The organism is Agarilytica rhodophyticola (assembly GCF_002157225.2).
GTDB lineage: Bacteria > Pseudomonadota > Gammaproteobacteria > Pseudomonadales > Cellvibrionaceae > Agarilytica > Agarilytica rhodophyticola.
On the sequence record NZ_CP020038.1, the window covers coordinates 5,017,917 to 5,041,768 of the forward strand.

Annotated in this window: 19 protein-coding genes; 3 read left to right on the plus strand and 16 right to left on the minus strand. The window is 40.2% G+C overall.

Annotated elements, in window-relative coordinates; genetic code table 11:
• Nucleotides 1–16: 16 nt before the first annotated feature.
• The 3 genes from BVC89_RS20790 to BVC89_RS30610 all read right to left on the minus strand — a co-directional run bounded on the left by BVC89_RS20790 (nucleotide 17) and on the right by BVC89_RS30610 (nucleotide 2,059).
• A complete protein-coding gene (locus BVC89_RS20790; RefSeq protein WP_086933040.1) occupies nucleotides 17–727 on the minus strand; it encodes a LytR/AlgR family response regulator transcription factor in 711 nt (236 codons plus the stop codon).
• Nucleotides 708–1,727 (minus strand): sensor histidine kinase, encoded by a 1,020-nt coding sequence (locus BVC89_RS20795; RefSeq protein WP_158658050.1) that lies wholly within the window; start codon nucleotides 1,725–1,727, stop codon nucleotides 708–710. Before BVC89_RS20795 ends, BVC89_RS20790 begins: the two co-directional genes overlap by 20 nt.
• Before the next feature lie 206 nt (nucleotides 1,728–1,933).
• Entirely contained in the window at nucleotides 1,934–2,059 is a 126-nt protein-coding gene (locus tag BVC89_RS30610; protein WP_281260969.1) for a hypothetical protein, read from the minus strand.
• A gap of 623 nt (nucleotides 2,060–2,682) precedes the next feature.
• Between BVC89_RS30610 and speA the strand changes: the two genes are divergently transcribed.
• Genes speA through nspC form a run of 3 tightly spaced genes read left to right on the plus strand, consistent with a single transcriptional unit; the run spans nucleotide 2,683 to nucleotide 7,001 of the window.
• Nucleotides 2,683–4,590: a biosynthetic arginine decarboxylase gene (gene speA / locus BVC89_RS20810; protein WP_086933044.1), complete on the plus strand. Its 1,908-nt coding sequence runs from the start codon at nucleotides 2,683–2,685 to the stop codon at nucleotides 4,588–4,590.
• Between the two features lie 10 nt (nucleotides 4,591–4,600).
• Nucleotides 4,601–5,812: a saccharopine dehydrogenase family protein gene (locus BVC89_RS20815; RefSeq protein ID WP_086933045.1), complete on the plus strand. Its 1,212-nt coding sequence runs from the start codon at nucleotides 4,601–4,603 to the stop codon at nucleotides 5,810–5,812.
• Between the two features lie 16 nt (nucleotides 5,813–5,828).
• Nucleotides 5,829–7,001 carry a carboxynorspermidine decarboxylase gene (gene nspC / locus BVC89_RS20820; protein ID WP_086933046.1) on the plus strand — a complete coding sequence of 391 codons (1,173 nt, stop codon included), beginning with the start codon at nucleotides 5,829–5,831 and terminating at the stop codon, nucleotides 6,999–7,001.
• A gap of 22 nt (nucleotides 7,002–7,023) precedes the next feature.
• Here nspC and BVC89_RS20825 read toward each other — a convergent pair whose 3' ends face one another.
• The 13 genes from BVC89_RS20825 to BVC89_RS20885 all read right to left on the minus strand — a co-directional run bounded on the left by BVC89_RS20825 (nucleotide 7,024) and on the right by BVC89_RS20885 (nucleotide 23,830).
• Complete coding sequence (locus BVC89_RS20825; RefSeq protein ID WP_086933047.1) at nucleotides 7,024–7,629, minus strand: hypothetical protein; 606 nt, start codon at nucleotides 7,627–7,629, stop codon at nucleotides 7,024–7,026.
• The gene (locus BVC89_RS20830) at nucleotides 7,629–8,234 is read right to left on the minus strand and encodes an AHH domain-containing protein (protein WP_086933048.1); all 606 of its coding nucleotides are present in this window, start codon (nucleotides 8,232–8,234) and stop codon (nucleotides 7,629–7,631) included. The genes BVC89_RS20825 and BVC89_RS20830 overlap by 1 nt, the downstream gene beginning before the upstream one ends.
• Nucleotides 8,235–8,363: 129 nt before the next feature.
• Nucleotides 8,364–11,204, minus strand: a complete 2,841-nt coding sequence (locus tag BVC89_RS20835; protein ID WP_103654294.1) for a Kelch repeat-containing protein — start codon at nucleotides 11,202–11,204, stop codon at nucleotides 8,364–8,366.
• A 785-nt stretch (nucleotides 11,205–11,989) separates the two neighbouring features.
• Nucleotides 11,990–14,950, minus strand: coding sequence for a hypothetical protein (locus BVC89_RS20840; protein WP_086933050.1), 2,961 nt, complete (start codon nucleotides 14,948–14,950; stop codon nucleotides 11,990–11,992).
• 288 nt (nucleotides 14,951–15,238) lie between these two features.
• Entirely contained in the window at nucleotides 15,239–17,347 is a 2,109-nt protein-coding gene (locus tag BVC89_RS20845; RefSeq protein WP_158658051.1) for a methyl-accepting chemotaxis protein, read from the minus strand.
• A gap of 76 nt (nucleotides 17,348–17,423) precedes the next feature.
• The gene (locus tag BVC89_RS20850) at nucleotides 17,424–18,650 is read right to left on the minus strand and encodes an ABC transporter substrate-binding protein (protein ID WP_342752198.1); all 1,227 of its coding nucleotides are present in this window, start codon (nucleotides 18,648–18,650) and stop codon (nucleotides 17,424–17,426) included.
• A gap of 451 nt (nucleotides 18,651–19,101) precedes the next feature.
• Nucleotides 19,102–19,848, minus strand: coding sequence for a TIGR04219 family outer membrane beta-barrel protein (locus BVC89_RS20855; protein ID WP_086933052.1), 747 nt, complete (start codon nucleotides 19,846–19,848; stop codon nucleotides 19,102–19,104).
• A gap of 452 nt (nucleotides 19,849–20,300) precedes the next feature.
• On the minus strand, nucleotides 20,301–20,849 hold the full coding sequence (locus BVC89_RS20860; RefSeq protein WP_086933053.1) for a DUF4252 domain-containing protein: 549 nt from the start codon (nucleotides 20,847–20,849) through the stop codon (nucleotides 20,301–20,303).
• On the minus strand, nucleotides 20,849–21,391 hold the full coding sequence (locus BVC89_RS20865) for a DUF4252 domain-containing protein (RefSeq protein ID WP_086933054.1): 543 nt from the start codon (nucleotides 21,389–21,391) through the stop codon (nucleotides 20,849–20,851). Before BVC89_RS20865 ends, BVC89_RS20860 begins: the two co-directional genes overlap by 1 nt.
• Complete coding sequence (locus BVC89_RS20870) at nucleotides 21,388–21,879, minus strand: hypothetical protein (RefSeq protein WP_086933055.1); 492 nt, start codon at nucleotides 21,877–21,879, stop codon at nucleotides 21,388–21,390. The genes BVC89_RS20865 and BVC89_RS20870 overlap by 4 nt, the downstream gene beginning before the upstream one ends.
• Entirely contained in the window at nucleotides 21,876–22,367 is a 492-nt protein-coding gene (locus BVC89_RS20875) for an RNA polymerase sigma factor (protein WP_158658052.1), read from the minus strand. Before BVC89_RS20875 ends, BVC89_RS20870 begins: the two co-directional genes overlap by 4 nt.
• Nucleotides 22,368–22,481: 114 nt before the next feature.
• Nucleotides 22,482–22,949: a hypothetical protein gene (locus BVC89_RS20880; protein ID WP_086933057.1), complete on the minus strand. Its 468-nt coding sequence runs from the start codon at nucleotides 22,947–22,949 to the stop codon at nucleotides 22,482–22,484.
• Nucleotides 22,949–23,830: a DMT family transporter gene (locus BVC89_RS20885; RefSeq protein WP_086933058.1), complete on the minus strand. Its 882-nt coding sequence runs from the start codon at nucleotides 23,828–23,830 to the stop codon at nucleotides 22,949–22,951. The genes BVC89_RS20880 and BVC89_RS20885 overlap by 1 nt, the downstream gene beginning before the upstream one ends.
• Between the last annotated feature and the right edge of the window lie 22 nt (nucleotides 23,831–23,852).

Consider the following 23,852-nt stretch of genomic DNA (forward strand, 5'->3'; position numbering starts at 1 on the left):
CTTATAAGTTGTTCTCCTACAAAGAAAATAAAGCACGTAAGCGCGACGACTGGTTCCGTGAAGCAGCAACTTCTTCCCCATCATCCATTCGAATAACGTAATTGCCAGCAACGCCATCTTCCATTGTTTTTACATAACGCAGATTAATAATCTGCTGTCGGTTGACTCGAAAAAATATATCTTCGGGCAATCTCTCCTCTACTTTACTTAAAGATTTGTATACGAACGGAGCAATATCATCAAAATACACACGTGTATAATTACCACAGCTTTCAAAGCGTCGTATCTTACTTAGAGTTACAAAATAATTCTCATTACTATCCTTGATAAAAATCTTACTATTGTCACTCAAACGATTATCATCTTGTTGATTAAGTTCCTGCATATCGTTAAGTTTTTGAATGGCTTTAGCTAAGCGCTCCGGATTTATAGGTTTTAGCAAATAATCTATCGTATTAAAATCAAAGGAACGCACAGCATACTCACTGTAGGCTGTTGTAAAAATAACCTGAGGGTCATAAGATAACTCAGATAACATAGCAAAACCGTTCTTACCAGGCATATCTATATCCAAGAAAATAACATCAGGCTTATGATTTCCAATCAGTTCTACACCTTGATCTGCATCTTCGGCCTCACCTAATATATCTATCGAAGAAAATTTTTTTAACAGCTTTTTTAGGCCCTCTCGCGCTAAGCGAGAATCTTCAATAATGACCGCTTTCATAAAATTTTTCCTTAGGTATAACCAACTTCGCAATTACTTTACCTGCGCAAGCATCAATATCAAAACTAGCACGATCATTATATAATAACTGTAATCGCTCATAGATATTCTTTAAACCAACACCACTACTCTGGCCATTTCCTCTATTAGATAAATTACCATCATTGATCACAACAATATGAATAAAATAATCCTTTTCATATATTCTCATTTCTACATCACTACCATCCTTACAACTACCGACACCATGTTTTATCGCATTTTCAACTAGTAGCTGAACCATCATTGGTGGCACCATATAGCCATACAGAGAGTCAGGCATATGCAATGAAAAACGCAAACGTTCTTCATACTGAATTTTAGATAGCGCAATATAGTGTTGTACGAATTCCACTTCACGTTGCATCGATGCTTTCTCGTACTTGTGCGCTTCAAGGCAATAACGCAATAACTCAGAAAAAGAACGAACAACAGATTGTGCTTTCTCTGAGTCTTCATCGATTAGGCTACATAAATTGTTGAGTCCATTAAATAAAAAGTGAGGACTAATTTGGTTAACCAAAAAATGTATCTTAACGTCTTTTAATTCGTGGCTCATAGCTTCTTCTTTAGAACTTAGACCTTCATTAATTAGACGAGCATTAAATAAAATATAAACAACGCACCATAGCAATTGATAAATATAAGAATAAAAAAAACTTATAAACTTCTCGTCAAATGTTCTTGTAGTAGAAATAGATTCTCGTTGGAATAAATCAAACCAAATATCTGTTGAAGCTATAGAAAAAGGAACAAAATAAACAACTAAAATAGCCGTTAACAAATTAAAGCCGAAAGTCACACTAATCGTCTCGATTAACGATAGTTGATGCCATTCATTCTTTTGGTAAAGATAACGAAAACTCAGTAACAGCGGCATCGTCAGCACAATACGTAATACATCTGATAACCACAAGTTCCCTTGTTCGGCGTCCATGGCAGTGAAAGGAAAACACAACATATACACCATCCAACCACCTAGGGCCTGTTGACACTACTTGAATGACCTCTGTTGTCCCTGAAAAGCGCTAGTCTAGGCGGGAGGAGAGAAGTTTAATGTGTTAAATAAGCGACGAGCAACGACGAATAGCGCTTTTCAGGGACAACCCGAAGGGCTGGGATTATTTTTCCGCTCAGCGGCGTTATCGCAAAGCTCATTTAGAACAGCTAAACTACGTTTGCTCTGCCTTGCTGAGCGGAAAAATACTCTCCAGCAGAGGTGTTTCTATTAGTGTCAACAGGCCCTCTATAGAACCAAAATAACCCTTGTCTTGGTAAGAATACTGTTTTCATATAACAATACCTCCGTACCCGAAAAATACGTTCGCCCGCTAAACCTCTCCCTCGTGCTATATCAAACAACCTCCCTATCTCCTTGAGCAATATCTTACACCTTCCACCAAATAAACCAATGGCTTATTTCATTGCATCCATGCATTAAGGCTGTAATTATATTGGATATTCCCTTACACCCCAGGCTAGCGTCGTACTCCTTAAAACGAATATATTTAACACAATTGCCATTACAATTCTTGCCTTGCTTAGCTTTGCCTTGCCGAACAAAGGAGTGTTCATAATGGCAGATTGCAGCCAGTTTCGGGCAAAGTTTATGATCAACTGTCATTATCCTTTATCAAAGGTCAAATAGGCTTATGAACAGTATGTATCCCAGGCTAGAAAGAAGTATGAGTCAACGTGATATTTGCTGGATTTGAAGAAAAAACTAAGGCAGAATTGCCCCTTTTTTGGCTAGTGTTTTCAGAGGCGACAGAGGCTATTCAAGTAGTGTCAACAGCCCCTGACAAACGAGCTAAAAGCAGTCTAACATTGAGTCATATGACTCTGCGGTTTGCTGGCGCATTAGGGCCTGCAAACAATAAAGAAATTTTCGTTCGACACCTTTTAGGAGACCGTCATTGGATCAAAAAACTTTAGCACAGTGGAGCACAGAAGATTCTGCTGAGCTCTACGGTATTAATCGTTGGGGTAACGATTACTTTGGCCTGTTAAAAGATGGCAAAGTGAGTGCAAAGGTTGAAAACACCCAGGTAGCTCTGCTGGATATTGTACAAGGTATGATAGAAAGGGATATGCAGATGCCCGTGCTGTTGAGAATAGAAAACATTCTAGATGCACAGATATTTCGCCTGAACAAAGCTTTTCAAAATGCGATTGAAACCCTTGAATATCGCGGCCAATATCGTGGTGTCTACCCGATAAAGGTTAATCAGCAAGCACAAGTAGTCGAAGAGATCGCTGATTTTGGTGCCCGTTTTCAACATGGCTTTGAGGTGGGAAGCAAACCCGAAATGATCGCCGCCTTAGCGACTCTCGCGGAACCAGGAAGTTTGATTATTTGTAATGGCTATAAAGATGAAGAATTTATCGATTTAGGCCTGCGAGCAACCAAACTCGGTTTTGCATGTTTTTTTGTGATTGAAACACCCTCTGAGCTACCAATTATCATTGAGCGTAGCAAGGCACTGGGTATCTCACCGGCAATCGGCGTGCGCGTCAAAATGACAACGAAAGTGAGCGGGCATTGGAATACCACCAGTGGCGATCGCAGTGTATTTGGACTTACAACAACGCAATTAATCGACGTAGTCGACCAACTAAAATCGGAGGAGATGCTCGATTGCTTGCAATTGCTCCATTGCCATCTAGGTTCACAGATTCCAGACATCCAAGATATTCGCAGTGGCATTGCAGAGGCCTGTCGTTTCTACGCAGATTTACAAGCGGAAGGCGCTAAATTAGCGTACATCGATCTCGGTGGCGGGTTGGCAGTAGATTACTCAGGAGCCCAACGTAATGAGGATCAAAGTCGCAACTATAGCCTGATCGAGTACTGCGAAGACATTGTCGATACACTCAAACAAACTTTCGATAAACTCGGTATTGATCATCCGACCATCGTTACAGAGTCTGGCCGTGCCACAGTCGCCTATACTTCTATATTGCTTTTTAATATTCTCGATACCAATACCTTTGAACCGACGGCTCTGCCAGACGCCTGCGATGATGAAGACGATATTATTAAAAATATGCGTGAGATACGCGCAGATCTAACACCTAGGCGTTTGCAGGAAAATTACAATGACGCCCACTACTATCGTAATGAAGCAAGGGCACAGTTCCGACGCGGTCTAATGGACTTGCGCACCCGCTCGGTGGCAGAAAATCTATTCCTCGACATCATGCATGCTATTTTAGCTATGACCAAAGAAATGGAACGTATTCCACAAGACCTGGAAGGCCTGAAAGTTTCTCTGGCAGATATCTACTACGGTAATTTTAGTTTATTTCAATCGCTTCCCGATATATGGGCAATTAAACAACAGTTTCCTATCATGCCTATACATAGGCTAAATGAAGAGCCGTCAAGAGAAGCTGTAATCGCTGATATTACTTGCGACTGCGATGGCAAAATAGATAGCTTTATCGGTGCCTATGAAACCCAGCCAACCCTCCCCTTACATCAACTTCACGATGGTGAAGAATACTACCTCGGTGTATTTTTAGTGGGAGCGTATCAAGAAACCCTCGGCGATCTGCATAATCTTTTTGGCGATACCAATATTGTCAGCGTGCGCCTCAATGAGGATGGTAGCTACGATTTTGTCAAAGAAATACACGGCGATACCATTGCAGACGTTCTCAGTTATGTAGAGTTTCAGCCTAAAGAATTATTAACACGTTATAGAAATACCGCTGAACGCGCTGTTCGAGAAGGACGGATAACAGCTCGTGAAAGAGCTGAGATGATAAACGCGTTTAACGAAAGTATGCGTGGTTACACTTATTACGAAAAAGAGAATTAAGGAAATAGTCATGGCCAAAGTACTTATTATTGGCGCTGGCGGCGTCAGTCAAGTTGTTACCCATAAATGCGCTCAGGTACCTGAGGTGTTCAGTGATATTGTGCTAGCAAGCCGAACAGAAGAAAAATGTAAAAATATTGCAAAAAGTGTAAAAGCTAAAACCGGCCGCGATATTTCAACCGCTCAGGTAGATGCGGATAAAGTGCTAGAGCTAGTAGCCTTGATCAAAGATGTTCAGCCACAACTAGTTATCAATGTAGCGCTACCCTATCAAGATCTCACCATTATGGATGCCTGCCTTGAGACTGGCGTTCATTATTTGGATACTGCTAACTATGAACCCTTGGATACAGCAAAATTTGAATATAAATGGCAATGGGCTTATCAAGAAAAGTTTAAAGCAGCTGGCCTAATGGCACTGCTAGGTTCAGGTTTTGATCCCGGCGCAACCAATGTTTTCACTGCTTATTTAGCCAAACATTATTTTGATGAAGTTCATACACTCGATATTATAGATGTCAATGGTGGCGATCATGGCTATCCTTTTGCCACAAACTTTAATCCAGAAATAAATATTCGTGAAGTCACAGCAGAATGCCGCCATTGGGAAAATGGTCAATTTGTTACGACCGATGCAATGTCTCAACAACAAAAATTTACCTGTCCAGAAGAAGTTGGTACCTATGATATTTATCGTATGTACCACGAAGAGCTAGAATCTCTCACCAAACATTATCCTTCTTTAAAAAAGGCGCAGTTCTGGATGAGTTTTTCCGATAACTATATTAAACACCTTGAAGTATTGGGTAACGTCGGTATGACCGGAATCGAGCCGGTGGAATTTGAGGGCAAAAAAATTGTCCCCATTCAATTTCTAAAAACACTACTTCCTGATCCATCAACGTTAGGCCCAAGAACCAAAGGTAAAACTTGTATCGGTTGCTACGTATCAGGAGTTAAAGACGGTAAGGAGAAAACAGCCTACATTTATAATATCTGCGACCATCAAGAATGCTATAAAGAAGTCGCCTCCCAAGCAATATCTTACACTACCGGCGTACCAGCCATGATTGGTGCCAAAATGATGCTTGAAGGTAAGTGGATGCAGGCTGGAGTATGGAATATCGAGCAACTAGATCCAGATCCTTTTTTGGCCGATATGAATAAATACGGACTTGCTTGGAAAGTTATTGATAATGCTAATTTTGATTTAACTTGTTAGGTATCTACGTTTCACTATGGAAATAAAAAGTAAAAGTTTTTTAAATTTTGATGTAAGTAGAGTTCCTTCACCCTGCTTTGTTGTGGATGAAGTGGCGATAGAAAACAATCTTAAAAAACTAGCTTACATACAATCACAATCGGGCGCCAAAGTTTTAATGGCGCTCAAGGCTTTTTCCATGTTTAGCCTAGCACCACTTATTAGCCGCTATTTAATGGGCACTTGTGCAAGTGGTTTGCATGAAGCACAACTTGGGAAAGAAGAGTTTGGCGGAGAAGTACACACATTTTCTGCCGCTTACACAGAACAAGATCTAACTGAAATTTTGGCTATCTCCGATCATGTCGTATTCAATTCTTATCATCAGTGGCAAAGGTTTCAACCTATAATTGAAACGGCGAAACAACAACGTCCGCAATTAAAATTTGGTTTACGTGTTAATCCTTTACACTCAGAAGGCACAACACCTATTTACGACCCTTGCGCCCCTGGCTCACGTTTAGGTATTCCAGTCGACCAGTTTGACAGTATAAACTTGGATGGGATTAGCGGCTTACACTTTCATACTTTATGCCAGCAAAACTATGAACCGCTGGCAAGAACACTAGATGTTATAGAAGAGCGCTTTGCTAGCCAGCTAAAAACTCTGGAGTGGATTAACTTTGGTGGTGGTCATCACATCTCTGATGATAGCTATAATGTTGAAGGACTCATAAAACGTATTCAAGAGATTAAACATCGCTATAATTTACAGGTTTATTTGGAGCCTGGAGAAGCCATTGCTATAAATACAGGCATTTTAGTTAGTGAAGTGCTAGACATTACTCACAACAGCTTAGACCTTGCCATATTAGACACTTCGGCGACCTGCCATATGCCAGATACGCTAGAAATGCCTTATCATGCGCATATTTTAGGCTCAGGTATTAAAGGTGAAAAACAACATAACTATCGTTTAGGTGGGCAAACGTGTTTAGCTGGAGATGTAATGGGCGATTATAGCTTTAATCAACCGTTAGAAATCGGACAACGCCTGATGTTTGACGATATGTCTCACTATACTATGGTAAAAACTTCAACCTTCAACGGTATAAATTTGCCTTCCATTGCCATTTGGAATTCACAGACAGATGACATAAGAATGATCAAAAAATTTGGCTACCAAGATTTTAAGTCTCGTTTGTCCTAGAGCCTGTTAATATTATATGGCGTTAATCATTTTGCAAAGATTGTGCGTGTTTTTCCGAGTAAGGGTTGCCGAGGTCTATTGAGAAATATACACCGTGCAAATCTGCATCTTCAATGGCATCTTTTAATTTTTGATGTACATATGCGTTGATATAGTTGTCAAACGACGTGCGGAAAATCATAAAGTCACCAACACGATTTTTATCAAAGGCAACATTACGCACATCGCCATATTCATTTTTAAGGCTCAGCTTTTTGTCTAGTCCATCGACAGATTCAGCGACACTAAGCGTATTAAATATATAGCCTTTACCATTCTCATATACCACAGGCAAAAACTCACCATCATTTTTAAGCAAATCTTTTAACGCATCATAGGCTTTAGGATTGAGGAACAAACGCCCATAATGATTACTGATATCAGGAATTTCTGTACCCGCTGAGGTAGGAGGGTCTTCAAGTCCAAAATTCACTTTAAGGGGGTCAATGAGTTTTTCTGCATATGGCTTCGGTTGGTAATTGACACTGAATTGATTACGAAGTTTACCAAATACCGTAAACATCTGATCCTGGTCAAAGCCAAGTGTCGCGAATTTTTCGCTGTTTTCATGGACTGAATAAAGTGTCATTATCTAACCTTTTGTTGACGCATTTCCAATAATATTTCAGGAGGTATTGTTCCTTTCTGTAAATTAGAGCGTATAAGCTTCAGTTGATTGCTTAAATCTTCTATTGTTTTAGTAAGATTAAAACTTATTCGCCCATTCATCCAGCGATAGCATGATTTTCTATGGATACGGCTATGTGGAACTGCGTTTCGTAACCAGTGAGGCATATGTTTCCTAGCGGCAGTATTTGCGGGTAGGTAGCAACCATTACGTGGATCATCTTTACGCATCATGACCGAGGCCATTACTGCACGTAATGTTGCAGAATCTTTATGTATACCTGCAATCATCGCATGGCAATGACAGTACTCATTGGGTCTGCTATCTCCAGCAGCTTCCATAAATTTAGATAACCTTTCACTATCATGTTGTTCTAACATAAGTTCTTGTTCATTCATACCTAACGCACCAAGACGATATTGCTCAATTTGATCTTGAACAGAGGCTTGTGTTCGCACGAAGTTTAAATCCGCAATAGTAGGGTTATCTAATCGGGCGTAAGCATCAATTGCCCGATCTAGCCGATTTTGTTCATATACTTTGAGTGTTTTAGGAGGTACAGCCATGTATAAACCTTATTTTAGTAAAAAAAGCTATTCTATGGCGTTTTGTTGTACGTCTTTGTGTTCTACATTCCGCTTTTAGTCTATTGACAGGTAAAATACGATATTGACATTAAAAAACCTTTTTCAAATCTATCCATTTTTATCTTCCAGTTTTTTTACCAACACGACCCAATCCCGATCAACATTAGAAGGGGGCTGACCAACATCAACTTGGCCACCTGCTGATACTATTTTACGAGACCCTTGTTGTAACTCACCTCCGTGTAAAGGATCAAACCACTGAACTGTAAATTCGCCATGAGATGCACTCATATCTAATTTGGTTGATAGGACTTTAGGCAAATAAACCGCATAGATTTCCCCTTTTTTCGCCAACACATATGCATCTTCTTGATCAGCTAATTCATTTGCCGCCTGCATTGACCAGTAAGGTAAATGTTCTTCAAAAAAGACACGTGCATGATTAGTGATAGTCCATAGGCGGTCTCGCAGACGCCAGTCCTCCGACGTTAAATCTGTGGCTTGGTGTTTTGCACCAAAATACCATTCAACTCCGGCACCGCCACCCATTAAAGTGCCCCATAAAGCGTAGCGTCGTAATGTATTATGATTTGGATCTTTACTATCGGGTAAGGCGCCATCTTGCCACACACCAATTTCATCCATAGTAATTAACCATTTTCTGTTAGCTTTGCTAGACGCCTTAAACCATCGTTGAATCTCTGCATTGACCGTCTCACGTTTTTCCACCTGAAATGACAAGCCATCTAGTGGCTGGTGTCCAAGTTGTGGAGATAAAATTTCATCCTTAGCTTCAGGTGTTGAATGAGTATGGAGTAGCACCGGGTGTTGATAAGGATCATGTTTTTTTAAATAACTCGACATTGCTTTGCGTTGCTGGTGAGTTTGAGCAATAGGAGACCATTCTGCTGGGCCGTTTTCTTCTCCCAAATTCCAAACTAAAGCAGGATGATGAGCAAAACGTGCAATTAACTCATTAAAATAAAGCTTTCGCTGCGGGCCTGTATCACCATCATCAAACAGGCGCTCATTCTCGGTTTCTTGGATCACCATATGCAGTAAAATTCCCTTTGCTTGCATATGGGAAAATACCATATCCCACTGTTCGAGCTTACTAACATCAAAGCGGCTGAAATCTTTGTGATTGATAAATGGCCACACATCTTTTCCATCGCCATTTATATTCATGGTCAGAAAATAATGAGAATTCATCCCCTTAGAGGCAAGATAATTATAAGCACCAAAAATATTTTTCCCTTTGCCGTCCTGCCATGTGGGATCACCTAATTGCCAATCTTGTGCATGTGCTTGCAAACGGTGTAATTCACTTCCTGCAGAAGCTTCTCCATCGCGCTCATTTTGACCATGCCTATAGGTGCCATCAAACTCAAAAAAACCAAACATATTTTCCGGGCTATTAGCACCCGCTTTTATCCAATATGTATTAGAGTTGCGAAAGCGAAAATATGCACCATCAGCCGTTAAAAAGCCATTAGCGCGAAAATCAGGCGCTTCTTTATCTGTATCGACAACGAGGAATGTTCCTGTGCTATTTGTAATGGGAATAGACTGCGCATCAGCGATATCTCCAGCATCGAGAATTGCAATATTCTTACCTTTCCTCAGTACCGCAGAATAGCTCCACTCACCTTTAACATCAGGGGTGAAATGCACACGCCAAACATTACCTTTATCGGCTCCAGTATTAGCAGCGTTTCCATCTGCTGCAAAAAATCCGCGCACAGAGTGTTTACTTTTTGAGTTTTTAAATTCCACATCTAAGCGATAGTTTGTAAAAGGATTTTCTTCATCTGTTTCCGCAACAGCCGGCCCCGTAAAATCAACAGTAATAGTATGCCAATTTTGTGTGATGGTTGTATCTGTGTCGTTTTCCTGAGCTGCCTTAGAAGTGGTATTAATATCCGGTAGCTTTAAACGCTCAATCGTTGGCAACTCTGGGCCGCCACCACGGTTGGCAGAACCGGAGGCCATATAGAGATAACCATTGGCCTGCGCTAAACCAGTACCGTGTCGTCCTTTTAATGCATTTGGCCAACGGCGCCACTTTTGTGTTACCACATTAAAACTATCCACTTCAGCGTGAGCAGCTTCTTGCGTATGACTTTCACCACCGGCGACAATGATTTCATCACCCCAGGCAAATAACATATTACCAGCTCTCAATGTAGGTAAAGCCAAGTCCTGTTTGACCACATCCCACTGTTGTTTTTTAAGATCAAAAACTTCGCCATACTTCACTAGTAATTCAAGTACCTGATTGGTTCTTTGCCGACTAGTGCGACCACCGAAGACATACAACTTGTCATTGAGTACTGTTGCCTGCACATGATCGCGAGCAAAAGTTGCATCGGGGAGCACCTTCCACTCCCCTGTCTCAGGGTTGTACTCATCAAGCCAAGGCTTATAACCGTCAATATGGCCATTAGTTATGCCACCCACCAGATATATTTTGTCGTTATACACAACTGCACCTGCCCCACCACGGCGGCGAGCTTGTGGAATTTCATGCACATTGGTGTAGGTATCTGTATTAGGGTCATACTTAATAACGTGTGTTAGTGGCGATTCTTTAGGGTAACCTCCCGTCATAGCGCCAACAATATAGATAGCATCTCCCAAAGAGACCGCCTGAAAGTGATGTAACTCTAATGGGGGCTTAGATTTTTGAACCCATGTATTGTTGCTAGGGTCAAAGACATTGGTAGGATTAATTCGTCTACCACCTATCAAGTACATTAGGCCGTTATGCTCGACAAATGAAGCCTCATGCCTTGCGGTAGGCGTCCCTTGAGTTGTTACTAACTCCCATTGCCAGTTTTCCCCCTCTTTATCAATATTCTCTTTAGGTTGACAAGCCTGCAATAGCAGTAAAGTGTTGATAAATATAGTTAACCTTAGTATATGGACAGATTTAATAATTATCGACATAGGATTTATTTTTTAAGTTATTGTTGCGTTGACGTTATTCAAGCATTTAGATCAAAAATTATAATGTCATACCAATAAAAATTGGTCCCCAAAAAACAATTTAACAGAAAAGCGGTTAAATGGCATTATTTTTTTGTCAGCAGAATTATTCTATTTACTTATATGTCACCCTACGCACAGCCACTAGTTAAACCTTCAACACACCTGCTGTCATTACCCAATAGTAGCCGATATGCATAATGTTTTTATGTAATTATAAAATGTATTTGAAGGTTGGAAATATATTAAACGTCAAGAAATTATTTGGGGTGCAGCTAGAGTTCTCATAAAATACTACTTGTTTACGATCTACGAACTTAATTTATTTTTTCAAGACATAAAAGTACATGTGCAATCAGTTGAGAACTTAAATATGAGAACAAGTCGTTATGGAAGTAGCAGCACAGCTGCAAGAAGTTCAAGTTCCAGTAAACACAGAAAACATAAGACGCATAAAAGAGCAAGCTCAGCTCCTGCAGTTATGACACATCCTAAATCGAGCAAAAGGCCTCCGCTATACCCCAAACCAGCGCCACCACCGCTCCCCCCAAAACCAGAAAGTATTAGGGATGAATTATTACCGGTACTGCCGCCAAAACCAAAACACTTGCGCAGAGCCAGGCGCTAAACAAGGCAAGCACAGATAAATAATAAGCGTAGCGTTGGTGAATATCGTCTGGCAACCATAAAAAAAGGCCTCCCCGTTTCCGAGAAGGCCTTAAGTCACTTACCTCAAATGAAATCTATTAAGGTGCAGCAGGCACTGGTGCAGGAACAGCAAAGCCTTGGCCTGCACCTGTTTGTATTGTCCAACCATCAAATTGACGATTCATTAATGAAGTGCGAGAACCACTGCGCACGGAGCCTATATGGGTAAGATCATAACCACCTGTATCACCAGCCACATCGGCACTGAAGGCGCTGCTATCATTTAGGAATGGGGCAAATCCAATATCCGCTGTATCTGTATTGCCGTCATTATTAGTATCACCATCGTTAAAACCATTTAATGCTGCTGAATCAGCGGCTAAGCCATTAGTTAAACTACCGATGGTGAATAGATACCAACCTGAAGTAAAGGCACGTGGTGCATTTTCGCCAGTGAAAGTTATAGGGTTGGTAGCACCATTGTAATAGCGCAAACCATCACCATTACCAATACCTTGGATGGAATCTGGTAGGCCTTGTGACCCAGCACGAACTACAGCAAAATTACTATTAGCACCAGCTTCGTTAGCACAGTGAATACCATCAAGATAAACAGGGCCTGGAATAGTCGCATCAAAAGCACTTAAGTCCGCCGCTTCATCAGCTTCATAGCAACCGTTACGGAAATTAGCAATTAGTATATTAGCAAAACGCGCTTGATCAGTATTATCGGCAAATAGAATTCCGAATTCACCCGCTGCTGTATCGGCAGAAGCATCAACACTAGCCCCATCACGTCCAACAAGGGTAGCATTGACGATACGAGGATTGGAATCACCTGCGACAGTTTCGCTGGCATAAATCCCAGAGCGGCCTGTGCTGGGACGATGAATTACCATAAGGTCTTTAATAAGGCCACTAAAGTCACGATACCAGATGCCATCGCGAGTAGCGCCAGTAACAAGAATCCAACTTAAACGCGGACTACCATTTTGAATACGAATACCGTCGCGCGCCGAGTCATGTGATTGAACAAAGGTAAGACGAGTATTTTCATCTACCGAATTTAATACAATATTATCTTGATAGGTGGTACCTGCTACCATGGTTGCTGCACCCGCTTCGGCAACAACAACATAATCTAAAAGATTATCGCCAGTGCCGCGAATAAACAAACCTCCCCATTCACCTGTGCCGTTCATATCACTATCATCCGAGAGAAAACGAACAGGGCTCGCCGCAGTACCATTAGCTTGTATACCCGAACCTGGGTAAACAAAAAGGTGATCCACAGCATCGACATTATCACCATAAATATTAGTGCCTGCCGCAATTGTTAAGGTCGCTGTATTGCTATCATCTCCCACCTGTAGCAAACCTTCTAACTCCCAGATAACGGAGCCGTCGATACTTGCATCAGCGGTTAAGGTACCACTTAGCTGGCAGCGATTACGGCCATTAACTGTCATTAGCGACGTCGGCGTTAAATTACCAACAGCAGGACAAGTGGAAGCCACAGGTGCTTCAGCGCTAGGTGCGATAACATTGCTATTAGGTACGGCGAAACCTTCACCTGCACCGGTGGCAACCGTCCACCCATTAAATTGGGCACTGCTGGCATCGCTGCCACTTCTTACTGCACCAATATGCGTGAGATCATACCCCCCCGTATCAGCAGCCACATCAGTATTAAAATCATTGGCACCTGCCACGCCTAAGAAAGGCGTCGCTCCCACGTCATCAGCATTAACATTGCCATCGTTATTAGTATCGCCATCATTAAAAGCATTTAATGAGTTGGCATCAGCAGCTAAGCCATTAGGAATAATACCCAACTGGAAAAGATACCAGCCAGCAGTAAAGAGTCGGTCTGTAGTTTCACCGGTAAATGTCACAGGGTTAGTGGCACCATTGTAATACCTAAAACCATCACCATTACCAATTCCCTGTACTGTGAGACCGTTGGTATTTTCTCTTAGTACTGCAAAATTGGGGTTAGCACCAGCTTCGTTAGCACAATGAATACCGTCAAGGTAGCCAAGGTTGCCGCCCATTGTCGAGGGGATATTGCTGAGATTGGCATCGGCAGAAGTTTCATAACAACCGTTGCGGAAATTAGCAATTAAAATATTGGCAAAGCGTCCTTCGTCAGTATTATCGGCAAACAAAATACCAAATTCACGAGCGGCAGTATCTGCGCTAGCATCAACACTAGCGCCATCGCGCCCTACTAATGTTGCATTGACAATACGAGGATTAAAACTTGTTGTGGCGCTACTTTCGCTAGTATAAATACCGGCACGCCCTGTGGTAGGTCGGTGAATTACCATAAGGTCTTTAATTAAACCGTTAAAGTCCCGATACCAAATGCCATCACGAGTAGCACCGGTAACCAGGATCCAGCTCAATCTAGGATTACCATTTTGAATACGAATACCATCCCGCGCAGAGTCATGAGATTGAACAAAGGTAAGACGAGTATTTTGGGTCACAGAATTTAATACAATATTGTCCATATAGGTGGTGCCTGCTACATCTACAGCAGCACCGGCTTCAGCAACTACTACATAATCAAGTAAATTCTCCCCATCACCACGAATAAATATACCTCCCCACTCGCCACTGCCATTGACATCATCATCATCGGATAAAAAGCGCACTGGGTTTGCGCCAGTTCCATTGGCAGAAATTGCAGATCCTGGATATACAAATACATGATCCACCATGTCGATGTTGTCACCATAAATAGTTGTGCCAGCATCAACAGTTAATGTAGCGCTATTACTATCATCACCTATTTGTAAAAGTCCCTCTAGTTCCCAATCCGTGTTATTAGTGTTACTAAGCGTCCCGTCTGAAGTAAGTACCCCACTAATCTGACAGCGGTTACGGCCATCTTGCACGGCCAAGGCCATGGGAGTGAGATTGCCAATGGTTGTAGGGCAAGAAGAGATTGTGGGTGTAGCAGTGGGCGTGGGTGTCGGGGTAGGATTATTATCACTACCACCGCATGCACTGAGAATTAAAGTCGCAACAGCTGCGACAAGTGATTTATTCATGCTGAGTAAGCTCCGATAGTAATCGTTTAGTTAGAGTTTTTTATAACAAGTAGATGTACGCTTAGGAATTAATTAGGGGTGCAGCTAAAAGAAAATATTTTTTATATTTTTCAAAAAGGTCAAGCCAAAATTCAAACCAATTTCGGATATACTGAGTAACAAACAAAATAGTTGCACTTTTTATTAATATTTTGAAAAAAGTCTGAGTTACACTTTTAATTCCTTCAGATATTTATAGACAATAAATGATAAAAGGAACAATAAGTAATAGTTGGTTTGAAGCACGAGCTATTGAATCTTGAAGCGATTCAGTAAAGTTGACACTTTAGAACTTAAGTCTAAAAGTTGCGTGCTGGCATTGAGTGTATCTTTAGCACTGAGTTCTGTCTCACTGGAGAGATCACTAATATTGGAAATACTTACGCCAATTTCAACGTTCATGGCACTTTGCTGCTCAGTGGAAGAGGCAACATGCTGACTACTGTGAGATATGGACTCTATAGACTCGGTTATCTCTACTAGCATTTCTGCAGCCGTTTTGGCTAACTCAACATCTTTGTGAATTTTATTGTTGCCACGCTCCATTAGAGCCAGTGATTGCTTTGCACCATCTTGAAGTTTTTCAACAATTTCGTGTATTTCTAAAGTAGATTCTTGAGTACGGCTTGCCAATGTTCTAACTTCATCAGCTACAACCGAAAAACCTCTCCCCTGCTCTCCCGCCCTGGCGGCCTCAATCGCCGCATTCAGCGCCAACAGATTGGTTTGTTCTGCGATGCCTTTAATAACATCGAGAACCTTACCCACATTTTGGCTCTCTTCAGCCAAATTCAGCATAGACTCTGTGCTTTGCGAGATATCATTTTTTAGTTCAAAGACAGCGCTTACAACGTTGTCGACATGTGCCTTACCTTCTCTTGAACGATTATTCACTGCTTCGGCACTGTGAGAAACATTTGTTGCACTGTCAGATATCTGGTTGGTTGTGGCTCCCATTTCTTTTACTCGGGTATCAATAGACTCAAGCTCATGGTTTTGCTTGAGCATATGAGAAAGAGTCTTTTGAGCCACATCGGCAGCTCTATCGGCAAAACCTGAGACACTATTTACAGCCTCTATTGTCTCCTCTAATATAGCTCTTATTTTTTCTACAAAAATATTAAATGCCAAAGATATTTCATCTACTTCTTTAACCCCACCAGATTTTAGCCTTAAGGTTAAATCACCTTCACCTTCGGCTATTTCTCTCATCATTTCACTGACATTAGACAAGGGCTTCGATGTCAACCTGATCACCAAAAAGCTTAAACATAACAAAACCAAAGTAACAATAAAGGCAATAGTAAAATTAAGATCTATAGAATTTGAACTAACACTTTCCGAATTTTCCTTCGCTACGTTGGCAATAGACATGGATAAACGAATAATCTCTGTAGTATTGCTATCCACAACAAGAAACATATCGTCAATATGGTTTAATAGCTTTTCCCTAGCAATTCTATTTTCAATACTCTGTCTTTGTATCTCAAAGCCATAACTCTCTTCACCAGCCAAGACGTTTTTAATTTTTGAAAAATTATCCACCTGAGCCAATACGAGATCTTTAAGAATTTCATCGTCCGCCGTCATCGACACTACCTTTTTCAAGGAAGATTCACCTTTACTAATAATCTGAGAGACTTCGTTTTTTTGTAAGGTAGTGAGATCATCGACATTACGAATCGACTTCAAACTATTGGCAATAATAGATAGCTTTAAGACAGTAACCCTTAACGCATTACTTTCCTTTATTATTTTTTTACCATCGGATAATATTTTATTGATAAGAGGCACAACAACATCAGTCGCTAAAGTTTCAGCATCTGAATTTTTTCTCAACATCCGTTTCAAAGAGCGCTCACTGCGCTTTTCAGAGAAAGATACTTTTCCTACTAAAGTATCAATACCCGCTTGTATAATACTAACATCGCTCTGCAGGCTCTCTACATAGGAGTTAAGTTCACTTTCGAGTTTTAGATTTTTATAGGTTAAACTTTCAAGTAATTTATCGTCCTCAATAAGTAAAAGTGTTTCTTTAGCGAGAGAACGATAAACATTTTGCAATTGTGGAAATTTTTCGGTAGTGGTTTCTAAGTTATCAATATTATGTTTAACATTATCTCTTAAAATTTTATTTTCACTTGGATTAATATCGTCCGCACTCGAGGCACTTATTATATTTTCTTGAGATAGTGCCAATGACAATAGTGAACCTTGAAAAGCAGTTATTTTCGCTCGCAGTTCACCTACTTCTAAAATTTCCTGCTGAGACTTGGTTAAACCACGTAAAGAGAATGAGCCTGATGCTGCAATTAAAATTGATGATAAAATTCCTAAGCCACCAAGAATTGTTATCATCAACCCTACTGAGAGTTTAGAATGTCGAAATAACATTATTATAACTGGCGTATAACATTAAGCGAAGTTTTAAGCACTACAGTTGTTCCCATTGCAAAGGTACATATTCACCATTTTTGATAATGGTAGGCCATACAGTGTTACTGCCCTGGTGCTTAGTTGAACTAAAACTGATATCGCTGCCAATACCTAAATTAATCGTACCTATGGATTGCAAAGCATTAATTACATCCTCTCGATTACCCTTACCTTGTGTCTTTTTAAGACCTTCAACAAAAATTTTTGCAGCGATATAACCTTCTAGAGAAACAAATCCAGGCGCGGCTTCTGGGCTAAACTCTTTTAGTGCTTGTCGATATTCTTTAATCCCTGAGTGATCATCGTTATAGTGAGGAACTACTTGAGTCACAATCACGTTTTCGGCATGCTTCCCTAGTTTTTTCAACAAGGGAACACTGCCAACAAATGACACATTTAAAAATAATGTATCGGGCAGTTCTTCCTTTGCCAGCTCAATAAACGTTGCACAAGGATTATATGCGCCGACCATAATGATAGCTCTAGGCTCTACATCAGCATCTAATATATCAGACAAGCCTTCTTCGACATTAAGAGAATTTCTTGGATAACGTCCATGAGCTAAACTATCAGCATCGGCATAGCCTTTTTTCTTTAATGCCGCAATTGCGCCATTATAGCCAGCATCACCGTAACCATCATTTTGAGTAAAGAAGGCAATTTCTTCAGGTTTTATACCAGACTTTAATAAGCCTTCAATCATGGCAGAAGTTTCTTCGGCATAGCTAGCCCGATAATTCATAACATAGCGTTCAGGGGGCGTTTTTCGCAACACACCGGCACCGGTAAATGCGCCAAATAAAAGTATCTTTTTTTCATTAGCTATTGGCACTGTAACAATGGCGGTGGGTGTACCAACATTACCAATAACGGCCAGTATATCTGGATTATCAGCAAGTTCGCGCATATTCACAGCGGCTTTTTTAGGCTCGTAGCCATCGTTCTTAGCAACCAGCGATAAGGTATTGCCGTTAACACCTCCACTGGCATTAACTTTATTGAAATATGTTTCGACACCTAGTTTAACACCTTGACCTAGAGCTTTGGCAGGCCCATCTAATGCTGTGCTCATTCCGACTTTTATCTCTCCGGCATCAACAAAAGAAGTACATATAAAGCAAAACAGCCATATTAAATATGCACATGTATTGTTCACAATACCTAAACGTCTCATTGTTTTCTCCAGGCCATGCTTATAGGAATAACCTTGCATTCCTATAAGCATGCAAGGCTGAAATCTGAGAATCTTTCTATAACACAGTTGTTATCGGCAGCTAAAAAATTTTCACTAATGATTTATTACAATTAAGCGACAAACAACAAGGTTTATATATGTAAAATCTCATTATAGTTAAGATTAGACATACATCTTTGTTGTCACAACGATAGAGGATAGAAATTTAACGATTCCATATTTGGCACTCAAAGAAGAGAGCAAACCAAGAAAGAGAACGAAAATAGCTGGCCACCATACCTCTAGGTACATGGTTGTTATGATGAATTAAAATAAAAGGAAGGTATTTCAATCTTTACAATTATATAAAGTATCTATAACGCATAAAGAGTCAAATAATATACTTAGGAGGTATTCATGAGCGGGCAGCAAACGTAGATATGAAAAATAGATGCTGGAGCCTATGTGGCAAGCCAACATCTATTTCTATATACATAGGATATTAGAATTTCAGGTTCGCGCCGATATAGGCACCCGATAGCTCAATATCTGCAGCAAAGTCTTCTTCATCACCGAGGTCTAACTCAAAACTTCGATAACCAATTTCCAACCCTAGTTTAGTAACTAAAGCTAGATCAATTTCATAACCAATAGCTGCTCGATAGTCGATAACAGATTTATCATCAAAGGAGATGCCACTAACATTACCTGTGACATAAATGCCAGTAAGAGGTAAATCAATTTTCGTTTGTAAATATGCCATGGGCAAAACGCCATCGACCTCTTCACTATCGGATAAGCTTCCATTGGTATTACTGGCGGCTACCTCGGCGTCAAATTGACGAAAAGTTAAACCGAAATCAAAAATGGCTAATTCATAATAGAGTGTTAGGTCATTGAAAGTGAAATCTAAATCGGTTGCTACTTGAGAGCCAACCGTAAAAATACGATCATCGATCTGAAAACTCCTTGTTAAGGTGCCAACCCCTGAGGAGGAAATATCAATTCTCTCAAAGCGAATTTGGGGGATAAGAGGAACCGCATGTTCAAAAGCGGCATAAAAATAGGCATTGTTATCATCGTCAAACCCGAGATCATCAACATTGGTGTCAAAGTCACCTAGTTCGCCAGAGTAGTCGGCACCCCAGCTCCCTGCGCCAATATTCACGGAGAACAATGGTGTAGCATCGACAGCCAATACCGTTGTTGGCGCTATAGTTAACATGAGAGTGGTTATCAGTTTCTTCATTTTATCCCCTAAATTCTCTTTAGTACGTCATAAGCTTGTCAACTAAAACTTGTTAACACCAAGATTTGAAATAACTAAAGTGTGATTTCGCTGCCTCGCGTAATGCAGTTGTTTAGCAAATGGCACTTTTAAAGGCGTAACACATCGTTTAATTAATGGACACATCTAATGTTAACAAGGCCTAATATAGTTGTGTTGAAGCGATTTTACCAAATTTACTATTGCAACACTGTGATATTAATAAATTATGCACAATTCTATAGCCAAACCATAAGTGGCAACAAAAGTAACAAGACCAGTATGAATCTAATATGAATCAAAGGGGTTTCAATTTTTAATTGTAGAATGCTAGTTTTTTATGGACAAAGTTTAATATTTAAGCATCCAAAAGTAGAGTTAACAAGAGTGAGTTCCTACCATTCATTCTAAAGGTGGTTAACTCGCTCTAGAATTTATAAGTAGCTAACCTTTAATGTGTCATTATGTTGATTTGCGTTAACTTGATTGATTAATTGATCAAAAAATTTAGGGTCGAGATCACCAATAATATTGACAAATACCGCTTCTTCTTGATCGATACTCATTACTGAAAATCCCTCAATGAGGTCTTCTCCAAACTTCACCATAACGACATTTTTTTCAACACCTTCATTAATAGACACTGTTTGCACCCAACCATCTTGTTTAAGTTGGTTTACTGACTCTTGAATGTGCTGATTTATAGTTGGCGCATTTTTATGCACATTGTATATTGTTACACGCAAACCTAATATTTTTTTTAGCTGTTGCTGGTTAAGATCGCCATCATCCGTAAAATTAACTAATGTCCTAATTGCCCAGGGCCCTAGAGATATACTTAATTGTTTATCAGCTTCCCATACCGAAGGATAAGAAAGTCGCGCATAACCTGGATTGGAAATTAAGCCTGCAGTAGTAATACCGCAACCTGACAAACTCAGCAAGATTAACAAAGGCAGTATTTTAATGAGCGCATTCATCATTATGATCCTACGTTAATATTAAGCGAATTAGTAACTTTTTGTATATTTGCAGGGTCTATTTCACCAACAATATTGATGAACACAACTTCCCCTCCTCTATCGCCCGTATGTGAATCATCGCTGACAACCATCACCACTAAACCATCCATTTTCTTGTCAGTATATTTAGCGAAAATTTTTACTCGTTCATCGTCTTCATTAACACTAACGATGGGCTCCCATTTATCTTTGCGTATTTTCTGTGTGACTTTATCAATAGACTGTAAAGCTTTCTTAGAATCACCTTTGGTGTCGTATACTCTAACTCTGATACTTTCTAACTGTGATAGCAAACTCGATACTTCAGGATCTTCATTTTTTGCTAATGTTCCAACAAACCCCATCATTAAAGCATTAAGGTTAATTTCCACTTTGGGCTCGCCATAAGTGGATGCTAAGTTTTCAAAGCTGACATAACCTCTGCTCTGTGCAAAAACAGCTTTAGAAAATAAAAATACTGAAATACAAAAAATGGCGATCGTACTTTTTATTAATTTATTCATAATTTTTCCTCACTTATACTCTTTACCTCATTGTGTTTTTTAGGAGGTACAATATTAAATACAGTTTTAACTGAAGCTTGCTGCAAGCGAGCGTTTAACGTTTGTTTTACTTTAAGGTTTGTTTTCTGATTAGCGGCGTTTAGATAATTAAAGGCAATGACCAATTCTTGTTTTGCCCGCTGAATCTCCTTCTCTGATGGCTGCTGGAATTTTTCTATTAAAAACAAACCAATAATGACCATCGCTGCAAGAGAAACGAGCGCTTGCAAAACAACATTGAGCTTTTTCCTGTTTTTAGTATTCTTACTATCATCTGCAATCGCATACAGTTTTTCTCCCAAGCCTTGAGGAATATCTACTAAAGGGAATTGCTCATCATCCTTCGACTCATCACTCAGGATACGAACTAAAAACGCCTTATCTTTGGCTGTAACATTCTGAGAAACGTGCTCTAACTGTTGAATGTACGGTTCAATATCTTTCATCATTCTATCTCTTTCAGGCGATCTCTTAACTGCTGCCTGGCTCGATGCAAATAGACTTTTACTTGGTTAACACTTAGCTCAAGAATATTCGCCATTTCTTTTTGGCTTTTAAATTGTACATCGCTCATCACTATTAATGATTTGTAAGGTTCTTTCATAGCAGAGATAGCATGTGTTAACCACTTACTTAAATCACTGTTAGCTAAGGCTTTTGCCGGTTGGTAACGGTTATTGTCACAGGCAAACTCAAATTGCTCGGCATCGACCTCTTGTTTGCGAGCGCGAATATGATCAATACAAATATTACGTGTAACCTTTAACAACCAAGGCTTAGCATTTTCCATATCTAATTGGTTAATGTTTTTCCACAGACGAAGATAGACCTCCTGGGCAATATCTTCGGCTTCCTCTGGGCGCCCGAGCATGTGCAAAGCCAATGAATAGACATGCTTAGCGTGCTGATTAACAAGTGTACGGAATTTAAATCTCATATTGTCTATAAACACGAGATAGCCAGCAAAAGGTTACAAAAAAATAGCAAAAAGATTGACGGGGGATGGTGGAACCTTTGGCAACATGACATTGCGCAAAGGTTCCAACTGAATTTAACCTTTCATTGCACAGCGAATAAACAGTGCATAACACAGAGCACGTTCTAGTGCGCTTGAGGAGCCAAGTAGGCATTTATCGAGATCAGACTTACATTTAAATGTTGTCGAGCTATAGTCAGGCGGTTGCTTAGCATCTGTTTTCGCTGGAGGTTCACGATCGCCGATAGCAGGCTCTTGTATCGCAGGGGTTTGCCTCTCCTCCTTTAACATCTTACTAACGGATTCTAACATTTTTGAATCCGCAATACGCCTTAACTTATATGCCAACATTTTATCGCTCAATTTCGACATTTCATCTTGAATCGACGATAAACGATCTTCAATAACCAAGGTCTGCTTAGGTAATTTAGCCGACTCACTAGCAATCCTTGTTTTCAAAGAATCAATAGCCTTTGACGAATCCTCAAGGGATTGATCGATATGCTTTTCTATATCTTGTATTTTTTCTTTTGAATTTGACATTATTTGTTTTGATTTAAAGATTCATATGCCGCCACAGAAAGTATTACGGCACCCCCAATATAAACCATAACACCAGGGATTTCACCTAGAGCAAGCCAGGCAATGAGGCCTCCCACAACAGGCACGTTACAACCGATTAATGCGACAGATTTAGCTGGCAAGCGTTTTAAACTCATAGACAAAAGCGTATGCGCGAGCGCAGTACATAAACACCCTAAAAGTATCAACAGGCCCCAGTCTTTTATTTCCATATTGCTAATCTGTTCGACAGCTATAAATGGTAATAATACTAAGCCAACCACCAGGGTTTGATGGGACATGAGAGTAATGGAATTAATATGGGGAAATAGGTATTTCTGACTCGTATTGCGAAAGGCAAATAAAATTGCGGAGGTGACGCCCCAAAATGCACCTTGAACAGTATTACCATCAAACTCACCACTGATAATTTGCGGTGAAACCATAATAAAAATACCACTGAAAACAACAAATGCCGCTAATAAATCCGCAATTTTCGGCACTTGCCTTTTAAACAGTGGTTCAATCAACACAGTGATTACCGGGTAGCTGAAAAGGGACAACATACCTATCGCTACTGTCGACACTTGCATCGCATGGAAGTAGGTAATCCAGTGCGCGCCAAGCACTAGTCCTAAGCCATAAACACCAATAAACTGCTTTAAAGAGTTAAGCCTTAAGTTTGCCTTTTGAGCAACCAGCACCAAAAAGAGCATGATGCAAGCAACAACGCTGCGTGTTTGAGTAACGTTAAGTGCATCCAAAGGAATAATCTTTGCGAATAAGCCGTTTAACGCTAGCAACACAATCGATAAATACAAAGCGACTAACCCGGCTTGCGCCGAGTGATTATTTTTCATCATACCAAGGCAACTCTTCGCGATA

Bases quoted from the DNA above. Each gene is read 5' to 3' on its own strand.
- BVC89_RS20830 (WP_086933048.1), bottom strand. From the start codon at position 8,234: ATGGCTGTACCTCCTAAAACACTCAAAGTATATGAACAAAATCGGCTA.
- BVC89_RS20825 (WP_086933047.1), bottom strand. From the start codon at position 7,629: ATGACACTTTATTCAGTCCATGAAAACAGCGAAAAATTCGCGACACTT.
- BVC89_RS20865 (WP_086933054.1), bottom strand. From the start codon at position 21,391: ATGAATAAATTAATAAAAAGTACGATCGCCATTTTTTGTATTTCAGTA.
- BVC89_RS20870 (WP_086933055.1), bottom strand. From the start codon at position 21,879: ATGATGAAAGATATTGAACCGTACATTCAACAGTTAGAGCACGTTTCT.
- BVC89_RS20845 (WP_158658051.1), bottom strand. From the start codon at position 17,347: ATGATAACAATTCTTGGTGGCTTAGGAATTTTATCATCAATTTTAATT.
- BVC89_RS20860 (WP_086933053.1), bottom strand. From the start codon at position 20,849: ATGATGAATGCGCTCATTAAAATACTGCCTTTGTTAATCTTGCTGAGT.
- BVC89_RS20850 (WP_342752198.1), bottom strand. From the start codon at position 18,650: ATGCTTATAGGAATGCAAGGTTATTCCTATAAGCATGGCCTGGAGAAA.
- BVC89_RS20880 (WP_086933057.1), bottom strand. From the start codon at position 22,949: ATGTCAAATTCAAAAGAAAAAATACAAGATATAGAAAAGCATATCGAT.
- nspC (WP_086933046.1), top strand. From the start codon at position 5,829: ATGGAAATAAAAAGTAAAAGTTTTTTAAATTTTGATGTAAGTAGAGTT.
- BVC89_RS20840 (WP_086933050.1), bottom strand. From the start codon at position 14,950: ATGAATAAATCACTTGTCGCAGCTGTTGCGACTTTAATTCTCAGTGCA.
- BVC89_RS20885 (WP_086933058.1), bottom strand. From the start codon at position 23,830: ATGATGAAAAATAATCACTCGGCGCAAGCCGGGTTAGTCGCTTTGTAT.
- BVC89_RS20790 (WP_086933040.1), bottom strand. From the start codon at position 727: ATGAAAGCGGTCATTATTGAAGATTCTCGCTTAGCGCGAGAGGGCCTA.
- BVC89_RS30610 (WP_281260969.1), bottom strand. From the start codon at position 2,059: ATGAAAACAGTATTCTTACCAAGACAAGGGTTATTTTGGTTCTATAGA.
- BVC89_RS20835 (WP_103654294.1), bottom strand. From the start codon at position 11,204: ATGTCGATAATTATTAAATCTGTCCATATACTAAGGTTAACTATATTT.
- BVC89_RS20875 (WP_158658052.1), bottom strand. From the start codon at position 22,367: ATGAGATTTAAATTCCGTACACTTGTTAATCAGCACGCTAAGCATGTC.
- BVC89_RS20855 (WP_086933052.1), bottom strand. From the start codon at position 19,848: ATGAAGAAACTGATAACCACTCTCATGTTAACTATAGCGCCAACAACG.
- BVC89_RS20815 (WP_086933045.1), top strand. From the start codon at position 4,601: ATGGCCAAAGTACTTATTATTGGCGCTGGCGGCGTCAGTCAAGTTGTT.
- BVC89_RS20795 (WP_158658050.1), bottom strand. From the start codon at position 1,727: ATGTTGTGTTTTCCTTTCACTGCCATGGACGCCGAACAAGGGAACTTG.